The following is a 14142-nucleotide window of genomic DNA, read 5'->3' as shown; positions in this document are numbered from 1 at the left end:
ATGAAAAGAATGAACATAAAATCATACGCTGTCATCATAGGCTTAGCCGGACTTCTGTTTAGCTGCGATGACCAATTAGATATAGATCCGCAGCAATCAGTAGAAACCGGTCAGGCCCTTGCCACCTCCTCAGACGTGGAAGCGGCTCTTGTGGGTGCTTATGACGCAGCCGGAGATGCCGATGTGTACGGGGGAGATATCCAATTTTTGTCAGACCTATTGGGCAATGATGGCGATATTGCTTTCGTAGGCACGTTCGCGCAGCCTGAGGAAGTTTATCAGAAAGCCATTCTGGAAAACAATTCCTTTGTGGCCAATACCTGGATGGACAGTTACCGCGTCATCAACATTGCCAACAGTGTGCTGGCTAATATTGATAAGGTAGACGCCGCCAAGAAAAGCCGGGTAGAAGGTGAAGCCAAATTCCTGAGAGGCTCTATGTACTTTGAACTGGTTAAACTCTACGGTAAAGCCTATGTAGACGGAAATCCTGCCACTAACCCTGGGGTGCCCATCATTCTGGAGCCAACCAGCATTATCACTGAAAACTCTTTTGTGAGCAGAAACTCAGTAGGTGAGGTGTATGCCCAGGTAGTAAAAGACCTTACAGATGCAGAGACTTTACTGCCTGCAACCAATGGCTTCTTTGCTACCAAATGGGCGGCAGCCGGTATGCTTTCCCGTGTGTACCTGCAGCAGGAGAAATACCTGGAGGCTGGTCAGGCCGCAGATAGAGTGATCAAGTCTGGCAGATTCAGACTGGCTGATTCTTACGGGCAGGCTTTCAATAATACCTCAAACAGCCCGGAAGACATTTTCGCCATCCAGGTAACGTCACAGGACGGGATAAATGAGTTGAACACCTACTATTCACAGCTGCAACGCGGTGATATTGAAATCCAGGATCAACTGATTGACCAGTACGAAGCCGAAGATGAGCGCCTGAATATCTATGAAGACGGTTATACCAATAAGTTTGATGAGCAGTTTGCCGTAATTCCAATCCTGCGCTTAGCGGAGATGTACTTGACCCGTGCTGAGGCCAGCCTGAGAACCGGTACTAACATTGGTGGGATATCTGCGGTGGCAGACATCAATACTATCAGAGACCGGGCCGGCTTGGCACCGTTGACTACCGTGACCCTTGCCCAGGTATTGCAGGAACGTAAACTGGAGTTGATCTTTGAAGGACAGCTTTTAGCTGATATCAAGCGCATCAAAGGAACTGTAGGTGATGTTCCTTACAGCGCCAACAACCTGGTGTTCCCTATTCCGCAAAGAGAAAGAGACGCTAACAAGAACCTGGCGCAGAACCCAGGTTACCTTGGAGGCTAATCTAACCCCATACATATAAACAAAAAGAGGAGGCTTTTGCCTCCTCTTTTTGTTTATATCCTGTTTTTATTAAATAGGCCCAAAACAAGGGTGAACTAAGCCTGCATGGCTTAAACTCTTCCTCAGTCTGTCCCCTGACTGACCGAAATTATTAGCTGCAATGAGGCTAAAGCCGGGTTGGCCTGTCAGGTTACAGGCCAAGGGAGAATGGAGGAAAGCTGTGTAGCTACTTTTTACTCTAAAAATCTCAAAGGAGCAGAGGCAGGTTGTGCCTCTTTCGTTTAAACCCATATTCAGTAAAAACAGGCTAAAAACCAATCGTCGGCTTAAGGCAGCAAAAGTGAGCTGTCTCCGTAGCTGAGGAAACGGTACCCATTGGCCAATGCATGTTTGTACACCTTTTGCCAGGATGGCCCAATCAGGGCAGAAACCAATAGCAGGAGGGTACTTTGCGGCTGGTGGAAATTGGTGACCAGGCCGGTGCAGATCTTGAACTGATAACCCGGCGCAATTAGGATACGGGTAGTGGCCTGCAGGTGTGAAAGTCCTTGCCGGTCCAGGTGTTGGATAAGAGTCTCCAGGGCCTCCTGTACCGATAGGGTGGTACGGACTTCATACGGGAACCACTGCGGCACCAGCAACTCGTCGCTCTCCTGGGGAAGAATGCCCAAAGAAAGGCCGGTACCCAGCCAATACAGACTCTCCAGGGTGCGCATGGAAGTGGTGCCTACCGCAATGACGGGTTTAACGCCGTGGTGCAGCAATTGATGCAGGAAAGCCCGGCTCACGGATAATTGCTCCCCGTGCATGTAGTGGTACTCCATCAGCTCGGCTTTCACCGGTTTGAACGTGCCGGCGCCTACGTGCAAAGTGACAAAGGCCTGCTGATGACCCTTCGCGCTGACCTGCTCCAAAACCTCGGGGGTAAAGTGCAGGCCGGCAGTGGGGGCGGCTACGGCCCCGGCCTCTGAGGCGTAAACGGTCTGGTAACGCTCCTGGTCCGTTTGCTGGGCGTCGCGGTTCATGTACGGAGGCAGCGGCAACAGGCCAGCCAGTGCCAGAATCTCAGCAAAGGTTCTATGGCCCGGGGACCAGGTGAAATGGATGGCAAATCCTTCCTCGGCAGGGGCAAGGCGCTCGGCCCAAAGCATGCCATCGGCGGGGTAGGGGCCCAAGGGCATTTCCAGGCGGCCATCGCGCCAGCGTTTGTTGTTACCTACCAGGCACTTCCATACTACCGAGTAAGTTTGCTGCATGGCCTGCTGTACCTCACGCACGGGCTCCAGAGGTTCCAGGCAGAACAGTTCAATCATCCCGCCCGTTGATTTCTGGAACCGCAGACGTGCCTGTACCACCTTGGTATCGTTGAAAACCAGGAGGGAATTGAAAGGCAACGCTGAGGGAAGGTCTTTGAATTGGGCATCTGAGATGCGTCCGTTTTTGTAGAGCAGCAACTTGGATTGGTCCCGGTTCTCCAGCGGAAACTGGGCAATCCTTTCCTCAGGAAGGTTGTAGGTATAATCAGAGATGGAAATCTGTCGCGGATGTTGGGTAGGCATGAATGTCAATCACAAAAGAAAAACAAAGGTATAAAGCAGAGCCCAGCATCAATAATTATAAAGCATATTCATGCATTCCCCAATCTTCTGAAGGGGCTTGAATCGGAATACTCCTAATTATACGGGCAATCCTCATAGGTGAGCGCCAGATTTAGATGGGACCAGCTGAGTTGCTTATAAATTTCCCTGAAAGGCTACTTTTCTATTTTAGATGGAAGGGGGCACCACAGGTTTTCGAGCCGAGGTCTGAAAGGCCGGGGAAAGTCTCTATACTGATTTCAAAAGAAGGTGATTCGGCGCGGAAAGAAGCACTGTTTAGGGCTTGTTTACCGGAAAACAGGGGGGAAACAAAACTGGCTTATTAGACAGTGCCCTTGGGTGCAATTTTCTCGTCCTGCTCCAGGTCGCTCAGTTCCAGTTCCAGGGCTTTCACCGAAATCTGGATTTCCCACAGTGACAGGGCCATGGACACCATGAGCAAAATCAGGCTTACCCCGAAGATGATGGTGCCGGCGGTCTGCCAACTGGCGTAGATCATGAACATGCACAGCACACAGGAAAACATACTGGCGATGCCAAAGGCCTGCATGTTGCGGATTAGAATAAGCCTGACTCTGAGATTCTGGATCTGACCGTACACCAAATGGTTATGGCTGGCTTTGTAGATGGACTTCAGGTTCCGGATGAGGGAGGCCAGGGACAGAAACCGGTTGGTGAAAGCCAGCAGAAGCAACGAAAGCGCCGGAAACAGCAGGGCAGGGGTGGTGAGCGTGATTTCCATGGCGGTTATTCAGCAGGTTACCAGTTCGCGTTGACCTATTCTTCGGGGGTGTCGTCTTCTTCGCCCTGAAACTCAAGGTCCTCGGCAATCTCCAGGCTTCTGTCCAGCAAGTCGTCAATCTCCTCTTTGGAGGAAGCGTTGAGGGTTTCTTCAAACAGGGCCAGAATATGCTCTGCGTCGGCGTTCACGTAGAGATCGGTGTAAAGCTCCTCAAACAGGTAGCTTTTCTGCTGCACCACGGTGTCAATACCCTTTACTGTGGAAGCCAGCAAAGCTTCCTGCAGCAGGTCGCGCACCTGCGCACTTTCATCGTCGCCACCCAGGTCTGTTAGCAGTTGCAACAGAGAGATTCCCAGACCTAACCGGAGGCGCTCAAACCGGAAACTCACTTCTTCCTGGCTTTTTCTGCCGGGGCGGGCCTCCTGTAGGGCTTTTTCCAGCTCTAGGTACAAAGGCGAGATTTCCGTCCGAAGATCTACGGGCTCCAGGCCAAATACCTGGTCCAGCAATTGTTGGTATAGTGAATCGCTCATGGTGAGAAACTTTGGATTAGGGTCAATGGGTCCTGGCCAGCAAAGGCCTCCTCAGAACCGGGGGCAAGTTAGGAAAAGAACCAATGCATTTTATGGCTTATTTCCTAAAATCGGCCTTGAAATGGGGCGCCTGCTTTACCGGGCTTCGGGCTTTAAACATACCATTTGAAAGAGAAAAGGTTTCTTTAACCTGTTTCTGCTGCGGGCAAAGGCTTGAAATATGTTCTTTTGGAGAGAAACTGAAGGAAAACCGGAGGGTTACAGGTCAACTTTTTAGCGTTCTTAAAAGTATAAAGATTTGTAGAACTACGTTGGCTTCTTAGAAGTTTACTTTCCTGATTTTTTTGCTTAACTTACTCAGACTGAACAAGCCACGTATGGGTAATTCTTTGCAGAAACCGCTATTCTCAGGACTCCTGACCCTTGTTCTCTTCTTTGCCATGTTTCTGTCACCCACGCTGTTATGGGGGCAAGCATTGGAAAACGAAGAGGACGGCTTGAAGTTTTTGTATAACCGCAAACGGGTAAGAATCCCGTTTCAGCTGGTACATAACCTCATCATTATCCCCATCAAGATCAACAACTCCAACCCGCTCAATTTTATTGTGGATACGGGGGTAGACCGAACGCTGCTCATGGAGATAGGGCAGTTTGACACCATCACCCTGAACAACGTAGAAAAGCTTTTTTTAAGGGGTTTGGGCAGCGGCGAGGGGATCAACGCCATGCTGTCCTCTGGGAACAGCATCAACTTCTCCGGAGTAGAGTCCAGGAACCAGAAAGTGCTCATGTTGGAGGAAAACATCTTCAATCTCTCCTCCCGGTTGGGCCTGAACATCCACGGCATCATTGGGTACCCGCTGTTCCGCGATTTTGTGGTGGAGATTGACTACGAGAACAAGGTCATGACGCTTTTCAAACCCGGCACTTACCCAGCGAAAAGGGCTAGCAAGAGCAAGGTGGTGCCGCTGGAGATTGAGGCCTCTAAACCCTACGTAAAGGTGCAGGCCAACTTCCCCGATGGTTCCAAACACGCGTTGCGCCTTATTGTGGACAGCGGCATGAGCACCTCCATGCTGCTTTACCCGCCCACCTTACCCGATGTGAAAATTCCGGAGAAAAGGATTGAGGCTTACCTGGGCCGGGGACTGAACGGCGATATCCATGGGGAGATTGCCCGCTTGGAGACTTTGGAACTGGGCGAATTCACCTTGAACCGCCCGCCCGCCTGTTTCCCCGATACCATGTCTATCCGGCATGCGCTGGGCCTCAACAACCGCAACGGAAACCTGGGCGCTGATATCCTGCAACGGTTCAAAGTGGTGTTTGACTACCAGAACTCCAGAATGCTGCTGCAGCCCAGCAATATGTACAAGAAGCCGTTCTACTACAACCTCAGTGGCCTGGAGCTGCTCAGTCCTATTCCAGGGTTCAATTTTTACACCATCGCGCAGGTGATTCCCAACTCTCCGGCCCAAAAGGCAGGGCTGGAGCCCGGCGATGCCATTTTGAGCATCAACGGCGTGAAGTGCATTGACAAGACCTTGGGCGAAATCCTGGAGATGTTCCAGAACTATCCGCGCCGGCGGCTGCAACTGAGAATAAGCCGCCAGTACAAGTCTTTTGACACTACCATCCAGCTACAGGATCTGATCTGAGACAATGCTATTTCGGGCCCGATTTTGCTAAACCAGACCCGAAACAGAAAGGTGTTATTTGGGGTTGACGAACTGGTACACCGCAGAGAAGTCTTCTTGGGCCAGGCCAGCCTGTTTGGCCTGCGCGAACAGTTCTTTGACAGTGGCTAGGGTAGGCAGCGCTATGCCTTGCTCATATGCGGTAAGGCCCGCCAGATGCAGGTCTTTGTGCATCCATTCCAAGGGGAATTCAGGGGAGAAGTCGCGGGTGAGGAGTTTGTTTTCCTTCAGTTTAAGGAAAGGCGCGCCGCCAGGGCCGTTCAATAATGTCTGGCACAGCATTTCCTCCGTGATGCCCAGCGAGGTTCCTAGGCGCAGCGCCTCAGAGAAAGCCGCCATGATCTGCCCGAAGAGCATGTTGTTGACCATTTTCATGCTGGAGCCCTGCCCGTGTCCGCCGATGTGCAGCACCGCTTTACCCATAGTGTCCAGTAAAGGGCGCACTTCTTCCACGTCATTGGCCTCGCCGCCTACCAGGAACACCAACTGACCCATTTCGGCGGGTTTCAGCGATCCGGAAACCGGTGCATCCAAAAAACGGTGGCCCATTTTGGTCGCGGCCTGGGCCATTCTCAGGCTGAAGGAGGGGTTCACGGTGCTGGCATCAATCCAGAGCGAGTTGCCGGGTAGTTCTTTCAAGAAGCCGTGCTGGCCCAAAGCCGCCTCTTCCACCGATTCTGGGGTAGCCAGCATGGTGAACACCACGCGGCACTGCCGGCCCACTTCCTCGGGGCTGCCGGCCAGGGTGGCGCCATTAGCTACCAAATCATTTGCTTTCTCGGCGGTACGGTTGTAAACCACCAGGTTGTGGCCCGCTTTCTGCAGATTGGCGGCCATGCGGCTGCCCATAATGCCCAGGCCTATAAATCCTACGTTCATGTCTTTCTGTTTTAGGTAATAGACAAAGTAAGGATTTACGCACCGGCAGCGCAAGGGGTACAGGTGAATCTCTGTTTCGGCAGCGTTTTTAAGAAACTGGCCTGAAAACGGGCATCAGCCTTGGCGAAAGAATTGAAACCTGAAGGTAGTACCTTCGCCCAGAACTGAATCAACGGAAAGCTCGATGCCGTGGAAAGTGGCAATGGTTTTCACGATGGTAAGACCCAGGCCATGGCTCTCGCCGTCTGGGGCATGCAGGCGCTTGAACCGGCTGAAGATGTGCGGCAACTGCTCGGCCTGGATACCCACGCCGGTGTCTTTCACCGCAAGTTCGTAGCCGTTCCCCGCTGGCTGACCCTTGATGCAGATGCTGCCTTCGGGTTTGTTGTATTTGATGGCGTTGTTCACCACGTTGAACAGCATGGTAAACAGCAGCGATTGGTTCGCTTTGGTGAGGGTGTAATCGCCGGTAATCTCTACGTGCAGGTTCACCTCCCGGGCCTCAGCACGTTCCTGGATTTCCTCGGCCACTTCTTGGGCCAACTGCGGAATGTCCACGGCCTCGTTGCGCAGGTACTGCTCGTTTTCAATGCGGGAGATCAGCAGCAGCGCCTGAATGATGTTCTTGAGCCGGTGCAGCGTTCTGAGGTTGTCTACCAGCTTCTCCAGCATGCTTTCGGGGGTCTCGGGATCAGCGAGTAGGTTCTCCAGGCGGGTCTGCAGGATGGACACCGGCGTGAGCAACTCATGCGAGACATTCCCGATGAACTCCTTCTCTTTCTGAAACGCCTCCTGAATCTGGCCCATCATGGCGTTGATGGTATTGTTGAGGTACAGGAAGTCATCGGTGGAAGTCTGGAGCTTTTTGGGCGTGAACGTGCTTGGGTGCTCCACCCGTTGGAGGCGTTTCACAATGAGCGTGAGCGGGCGCAGCAGAATCTTACTGAAAGCCAGATCAGAGAAAACGGTGAGCACCACGACGGCGGCTAGAAAATACAACGCGTAAGCCTGCAGCGTTTTGCTGTTGTTATGGATGGTAGCCAGCGAGCGCCCGATCTCAAGCAGGTACCGTTTGCCGCCCAAGTCAAAGGTGGAAGAAAGTACCCGGTAGTTCACAACCTGGTTATCTACTTTACGCAGGCTGTTCTCAATGCTGTTCACCACCTTACTAGAGGAGATTTCCTCCAGTGAGATAAACTCTTCCTTGAACAGGTTATAGCTACCATAAGCCCCCGTTTCGCTGGTAATGAAAGACTCTATGCCCTGTTCCTCAATGATCTGGTACATCCTTTCCTCTTTTTGCATGAGCCGCTCATCGGCGTTGAGCAGAGCCACCTTGTTCACCAGAATAGGCAGACCCAACACCAGCAACAACAGGATCAATATCTTAGAGGCGGCACTGAAAAGGGCAAGTTTGGATTGAAGACGCATTGATTAATGTGCTGATTTTTTAATGTGCTGATGTGCTAATGAATGTGGGAATGTGGAGATTTGGAAATTTGTATTTAGGCAGATATTAGATGCTTTTGGCATAAAGTAAGAACCAGGAAGGTAAGCGTTTTGGGCCTGCTTTGCCCAAAACAGGTTAGAAACGGCCGCCCACCCAAATCCGAACCTTTTCCTCAATCAACTCCCAGATAAGAAAATTATACATGAGCATTTAGAATAATACATTAGCTTGAATAGCACATCATCACAGTAATTCACTAGCACATTAACTAGCACAGTAGCACATTGAAAAATTAGCACATTAAACAGTAAGCCGGTACCCTACGCCGCGGACGGTTTCCAGCCAGTCGGTGGTGGCGTGGGCGGATATTTTTTTGCGGAGGTTTTTGATATGCACATCTATGTAGTTGGAGTCATAGTCATCTTCCAGGATGTTGCCCCAGATGTGCTCGGTGAGCTGCAGGCGCGTTAAGATGCGGTTCTTGTGCAGGAGCAGGTAATGCAGGATATCGAACTCCTTTTTGGTCAGCACAATTTCCTGTGACCCGAAGGTGACGCGGCGGGCGCTGCTGTCAATCTCAAACCCGTGGAAACTCACCGAGGACGATTTCAGCTTGAACTTGCGGCGCAACACGGCCTGCATGCGGGCCTGCAGTTCCAAAAGGGAGAACGGTTTGGGCAGGTAATCATCGGCCCCCAGGCCCAAGCCTTTGATGCGGTCTTCCAGGGCGCCGCGGGCCGTTAAGATGATAATGGCCGGGTCATGGTCAATGTCCTTGATCTCCTTGAGCAGGTCCAGGCCATCGTAGTCGGGGAGGCCGAGGTCCAGTAGAATGAAATCATAGCGGTTCACCGCGATTTTCTCAGAGGCTTCCCGGCCATTGGAGGCCCAATCACAGATATAGTGTTCCTGCGCCAGGAAGTGCATGAGTTCAGTAGCCAGACTGGTCTCGTCTTCTACAATCAGGATGTGCATAGGAGTAGGTTTGGTAGCGGTTTAAAAGGTATAGCTTAAGTTGAGCGATACAAAAGATTGTGCTTTGGACTCATCGCCCTCCAGGCGGTTCACCGGAAGCGCGAAACGGTACGCGGGCTCAATGTCCACGTTGTACAAGCTGAACACCAGCGGCACCGTGATGGAATAGTTCAGAACCTTGAACCGGGTGCTGGTAGTAGTTGTGGTGGTAGTGGTAGTACCACCGTTGCCGTTCCCATTACCTTTTCCGTTTCCGTTGCCGATGGGGTTCAACGGGTCTAAAACGGTGCCCAGGCCTTTTTTCTTGTTCTGCGTCTCTACGGTGTGCGTCTGGGCAAACTCCTGGGTACCGGCGATAATACTGATTTTAGGGTCAATGCCCACCGGATTTTTGCCCTTCCAGAGGTTCTGCAGGGGAATATAACGTGAGTTGTCCAGCACGGTGAAAAGGTCGCTGCTTCCACCAAAGATATAGCTGGCAGTCACCCCGGTCAGGAGGTATTTCCAGTCCAGCGTGCCCGAGGCCGTGGCTGCGTTGGAGGTCACCGATTTCACCAAAGGTGTGTTGGGCCCGAAGAAAAACCGCGAGTAACTCACCAGCCCGTCAAAGCGGTTGCCTATTTTGAAGCTGTATCCGGCAGAGACATCGGTCTCGTCAATAAAGTCCTCGGTGTTGAACAACTGGTAAGACATCGCGGAGATGAACAGGCCCGAGGTATGGGTATAGGTAAGCGATGCCGCTACGTAAGGATATTGCTGTGCAGTATTGCGTCCGAAAAAGGAGGCATTATTGGCCGTTTCCAGGCCTACGGTCCACCAGCCGTGTTTAGAGGCTGTGTCCTGGGCCATCGCCGGGGAAGGGGCTGCCAGGGAAGACGTTTCCTCTGCTAAAGCAGGAGCGGTGAGCCAGAAACTGAACAGGAAACAGAATCCAAAGAGGTTTTTCATCTGAGTAAATCTATCAATTAGGTGGTAGATGAGGATAACCGCTCCGGTAGAGAAGCGGCTGTAATGGTATTTGTAAAAAGGTACGTATTGGAAAGGAGGGTTAGTTTTTGCCCACTTTGATGCGGCCCACTCCTAAACCGCCCACTTTCACCGGCTTGGCAGATTTGGCTGCTTTAGCCGCGTTGCCTACCGCTTTCACGGTGTTGCCGGCATTGACCCCTCGGCCGGGCCGGGCCGCGCTTTGCGGACGCGCCGCGGAACCGCGGGAAACCAGTTCATCTACGTCGCCAGAAACTTTCTCGGGTTTGCCCTGGCGTTTGGCCGTGGCTACCTCTTTCACTTGCTGTTCCTCTTGGGGCTGGTCTTTGCCTTTCTTCTTATCGGCTTTGCGGGGCTTTTCCTGCTGCAAAAGCATACTGTTCTCCGGGGCAGCCGGTGCATCTACCGCAGGAGCTATATCCAAGGCCTCCGCGGAGGTTACCTCGGCTTTGGCCATAGCGGTTGCATCTGGTTTACCGGCCGGTTCGTTGCCCACAACGGTGGGTTGCGCAAATGCAGTACCGGTGCAAAGAGCCGCCGCTGCTATTAAAAAGGAAAGTTTCATAAAAGTGGGACGCATGCTAATAACTATATACTTCAAAGCTACTATGGAAAGATGAAGCGAGGGTGAATATTTCAGATTCTGTTCATCTTTTAAGTAGACAATCAATTCTTTAAAATGATTCTGGAGGAGTTTTGCAAAAAAGAGGCCAAAACGGCAGCGCTGTTTTCCTCTTTGAAACTAAACCTATTGAGGCTTAGGTACTACTTAGATAGGGTGGCGCTCGGAAACCGTTGCACATGGGTACCATACGCCGGAGCGGAGTTGGCCAGAAGCCAATTCATTACGAAGCAGATGCTGATGAATAGTTTCATTGTGTTGGTGTGTTAGGGGTTGAGGAAGAAATTTCAGCTGCCTCTGCCGGGGCAAAGGCAGCTGAGTTAGGTTAAGATTATTTAGAACCAATTTTCAGGTTGGCGCCGGCGTTCACTTTCACGGGGCGCACGCCTTTGGTAGAAAGGCCGGTGTTTACTTTGGCACGGCTGGCGCTGCCAGCATTCACTTTGGTGCCCAATCCAGTCTCGGTTTGGATTCTGCCGGCTCTCTGGCGTTTCTCAGAGGCAGCAGCTTTCACCGCCTGGCCTTTTTCTTTGCCGGTTTCCAGGGTTCCCTTGGCAACGGTGCTCACCGCCTCACCATGGTTTTCGCCTTCCTGCTTGGCTACCTCAACATCGGTTTTGGCTTTTACTTTCAGGTCAGCGTTGGTCTGGGCCGCAGCTTCTTCCTGCTCTTCTCTCTGGGCCTTGGCTTTGGCTTTCAGCTCGGCACGGGCTTGCGCAGCTGCATCAAGGCTTTCTTCTTTCTTCGCCTTGGCTTCCTCGTGCTTGGCCTTTAGTTCTTCCTGTTTGGCTTTGGTTTTTTCTTTGCCGGTTTTGGCCGACTCTTTTACTTCATTTGAGGTCTCATCTTTTTTTGCCTTGGCTTTTGACTTGGCCACCTCGCTAACAGCTTGTCCCTTGGCGGCGGCATCGGTGGTGACGGTACCGGAAACATCGGCTTTGGCCGTGGTGCTTACGGTGGTGCCGTGGGTTGTTTTAGTGGTGGTTTGCCCGGTACCAGTGGCAGTGGTGGTGGTCTGTGCGAAAGAAGTACCGGCAATCAATAAAGAGGCGACAAAGAAGGTTAGCTTTTTCATGTTGATGGATCGTTTAGGTTCGTTTTTGGATCGTTTTAAATGATTAATGAGTCAAAACTACTTTGTCAAGATGAAGAGAAGATGAAGAATGGCCTTCATGAAGAATTTTTTTAAAATTTTTTTTCTGATGCAGGAAAAAGGCCGTTTTAAAGCTGTTTTGCGGGTTTTCACCCGAAAATAAAAAGGCCGCTCTTTTCTGGAAGAGCGGCCTTTTTATTTGAAAGAGGCAGAAGATGAAGAAAAACTACAGAATCTTCACCTTTAGATAAGAGGGTTGCTGGGCATTATGGTACACGCGGTGCGTGGCCTTCTGGAAATCCTCGGCCTTGGCCTCATATATATTAGGTACATACTTCTGCGGATTGCGATCTACGAGCGGGAACCAGGTACTCTGCACCTGCACCATGATGCGGTGGCCTTTCTTGAAGGTGTGGAGCACATCCTGCAGGGGCACGTTCACAGCGGTTACCTGGTTGGCGGTGAAAGGCTCCGGTTTCTCATAGCTGTTTCTGAAACGGCCGCGCAGCACCTCGCTGCGGACCATCTGCTGGTAACCACCCATTTTCACCGAGGCTGGGTTATGCGCATTCTCGCGCGCAGTATCTGGGTACACGTCAATCAGTTTCACCACCAAGTCGGCATCGGTGCCGGTGGTGGAGACGTTGAGCGCCGACAGGATCTCGCCAGCCAGGGTGATGTCTTCGGTTAGAACATCGGTCTGGTAGGTTAACACATCGGGGCGGCGACTGGCGAAACGCTGGTCATCGGTCATGTACTCGCGGGTCATGCCGGTGGTGGTCTCCTCAGAGAACGGCACGGGTTTATTGGGGTCACTGATGAACTCGTCAAAGCTCGCGCCGGCGGCGGCTGGTTTCTCAAAGCTCAATTTGCCGTTTTCCCCGAAGTACAGCATGCGCTCCTGCGTGTTTTTGGGTGGCCAGGCGGCAAACTCGCGCCACTGATTTGCGCCAGTGTTGAACATATACGCCTCGGGTAGGGCGGGTTTGCCTTTGCCGTTCTCCTTTAAATAATGGCGGAAGAATTTAGCCTCGATGTTCGGGCGGTAGAACTCAGAAGTATTCTGGCGGAAGGAGACTTTGCCCAGGTGCTCGCCGGTTGAGCGGGACCAGCCGCCGTGGAACCACGGCCCCATCACCAGGGTGTTGTAGGTGCCGGGGTTGTTCTTCTCAATGGTCTTATAGGTCTCCAACGCCCCGAAAAGGTTCTCGGCATCAAACCAGCCACCCACTACCATCACCGCAGGCTTAATGTTTTTCAAGTGCGGTCTGATGTTCATGGCTTGCCAGAATGCATCATAGTTGGGGTGCTGCACGATGTCGTTCCAAAAGGAGACGTTGTTTTTAAGGTATTGGCTGTTGGCGTTGGGCAAGGCGCCCATGCGCAGAAAGAAATCGTAGCCGTCTGGCGTGCCGTGGTTGAAGCGTGGTGCTCCGGTAGGCGAAGGCTGCGGTCGCGGCTGCCCGAAGGAAGCCAAGAAGTTGAAGGCGTGCGGCAGAAAGAACGCGCCATGGTGGTGGAAATCGTCCCAGAACCAATCGGTCACCGGGGCCTGCGGCGAGGCGGCTTTGAGGGCGGGGTGGTTGCTGAGCAAGCCTACAGTGGTATAGTAGCCGGGGTAGGAGATGCCCCACTGGCCCACGCGGCCGTTGTTGTTGGGCACGTTTTTCACGAGCCAGTCAATGGCGTCATAGGAATCGGTAGACTCGTCCACGTCCTTCTTGCCTTTCTTGGCGATGATGGGCTTCATGTTGATGAACTCGCCCTCGCTCATGTACTTGCCGCGAACATCCTGGTAAGCGAAAATGTAGCCCTCACGCATCATGTCCGGTGACGGCCCGATGCTGGTTTTGTACTTGTCCTGTCCGTAAGGCCCCACCGAGTAAGGTGTGCGGCTAAGCATGATGGGGTATTTCTGGCTTTGATCTTTGGGCGCGTACACCACGGTATACAGCTTCACGCCGTCGCGCGCGGCAATCTGGTGCTCCGTTTTGGTGTAGTTCTGCCGGATGTAGGCGGAGTCTGTGAGGGTTTGGGCAGAGGCGGAGAGGGCAGGCCACAGAAGCACCAGCACAAGCAATTGCCAGAGGTTTGGTTTCATAAATTGTTCTTTGCGTAAAGTTTGGCGCCGACAATTTAGAGAATTCAGCCGCGGCAGACAACCTCTGTTTTACCGCCGTTTTCCCGAGAATAACCCTAAAACAGGATGGGACCTCTCCCCGGAATTCTGC

12 protein-coding genes are annotated in these 14142 nt (G+C 52.2%); 2 read left to right on the top strand and 10 right to left on the bottom strand.

What is annotated here, in order from left to right:
• Window positions 1–9 precede the first annotated feature (9 nt).
• The gene (locus J3P34_RS05830) at window positions 10–1335 is read left to right on the top strand and encodes a RagB/SusD family nutrient uptake outer membrane protein (RefSeq protein ID WP_210487013.1); all 1326 of its coding nucleotides are present in this window, start codon (window positions 10–12) and stop codon (window positions 1333–1335) included.
• Between the two features lie 326 nt (window positions 1336–1661).
• On the opposite strand, the gene J3P34_RS05825 is transcribed toward J3P34_RS05830, so the two are convergent.
• The 3 genes from J3P34_RS05825 to J3P34_RS05815 form a co-directional block, all read right to left on the bottom strand.
• Window positions 1662–2894, bottom strand: coding sequence for an S-adenosylmethionine:tRNA ribosyltransferase-isomerase (locus J3P34_RS05825; protein ID WP_210487011.1), 1233 nt, complete (start codon window positions 2892–2894; stop codon window positions 1662–1664).
• A gap of 361 nt (window positions 2895–3255) precedes the next feature.
• Window positions 3256–3675, bottom strand: a complete 420-nt coding sequence (locus J3P34_RS05820) for a DUF2721 domain-containing protein (protein ID WP_210487009.1) — start codon at window positions 3673–3675, stop codon at window positions 3256–3258.
• A 35-nt stretch (window positions 3676–3710) separates the two neighbouring features.
• Complete coding sequence (locus J3P34_RS05815; RefSeq protein ID WP_210487007.1) at window positions 3711–4208, bottom strand: hypothetical protein; 498 nt, start codon at window positions 4206–4208, stop codon at window positions 3711–3713.
• Window positions 4209–4585: 377 nt separating this feature from the next.
• On the opposite strand from J3P34_RS05815, the gene J3P34_RS05810 reads away from it, so the two are divergent.
• Window positions 4586–5866: an aspartyl protease family protein gene (locus tag J3P34_RS05810; protein ID WP_210487005.1), complete on the top strand. Its 1281-nt coding sequence runs from the start codon at window positions 4586–4588 to the stop codon at window positions 5864–5866.
• A gap of 54 nt (window positions 5867–5920) precedes the next feature.
• Here J3P34_RS05810 and J3P34_RS05805 read toward each other — a convergent pair whose 3' ends face one another.
• The 7 genes from J3P34_RS05805 to J3P34_RS05775 form a co-directional block, all read right to left on the bottom strand.
• Complete coding sequence (locus tag J3P34_RS05805; RefSeq protein WP_210487003.1) at window positions 5921–6784, bottom strand: NAD(P)-dependent oxidoreductase; 864 nt, start codon at window positions 6782–6784, stop codon at window positions 5921–5923.
• 114 nt (window positions 6785–6898) lie between these two features.
• On the bottom strand, window positions 6899–8215 hold the full coding sequence (locus J3P34_RS05800; RefSeq protein ID WP_210487001.1) for a sensor histidine kinase: 1317 nt from the start codon (window positions 8213–8215) through the stop codon (window positions 6899–6901).
• Between the two features lie 319 nt (window positions 8216–8534).
• Complete coding sequence (locus tag J3P34_RS05795) at window positions 8535–9209, bottom strand: response regulator transcription factor (RefSeq protein WP_210486999.1); 675 nt, start codon at window positions 9207–9209, stop codon at window positions 8535–8537.
• Between the two features lie 21 nt (window positions 9210–9230).
• Window positions 9231–10157 (bottom strand): hypothetical protein, encoded by a 927-nt coding sequence (locus J3P34_RS05790; RefSeq protein WP_210486997.1) that lies wholly within the window; start codon window positions 10155–10157, stop codon window positions 9231–9233.
• A gap of 100 nt (window positions 10158–10257) precedes the next feature.
• Window positions 10258–10761 (bottom strand): hypothetical protein, encoded by a 504-nt coding sequence (locus tag J3P34_RS05785; protein WP_210486995.1) that lies wholly within the window; start codon window positions 10759–10761, stop codon window positions 10258–10260.
• A gap of 388 nt (window positions 10762–11149) precedes the next feature.
• Window positions 11150–11893, bottom strand: coding sequence for a hypothetical protein (locus J3P34_RS05780; RefSeq protein WP_210486993.1), 744 nt, complete (start codon window positions 11891–11893; stop codon window positions 11150–11152).
• A gap of 244 nt (window positions 11894–12137) precedes the next feature.
• On the bottom strand, window positions 12138–14012 hold the full coding sequence (locus tag J3P34_RS05775; RefSeq protein ID WP_210486990.1) for a CocE/NonD family hydrolase: 1875 nt from the start codon (window positions 14010–14012) through the stop codon (window positions 12138–12140).
• Window positions 14013–14142: the final 130 nt, after the last annotated feature.

Origin of the sequence: Rufibacter aurantiacus, from assembly GCF_017916345.1 — a bacterium.
Classification (GTDB): Bacteria; Bacteroidota; Bacteroidia; order Cytophagales; family Hymenobacteraceae; genus Nibribacter; species Nibribacter roseolus.
The sequence above is the reverse complement of the archived record's forward strand: the minus strand, read 5'-3'. Positions and strand labels throughout refer to the sequence as shown.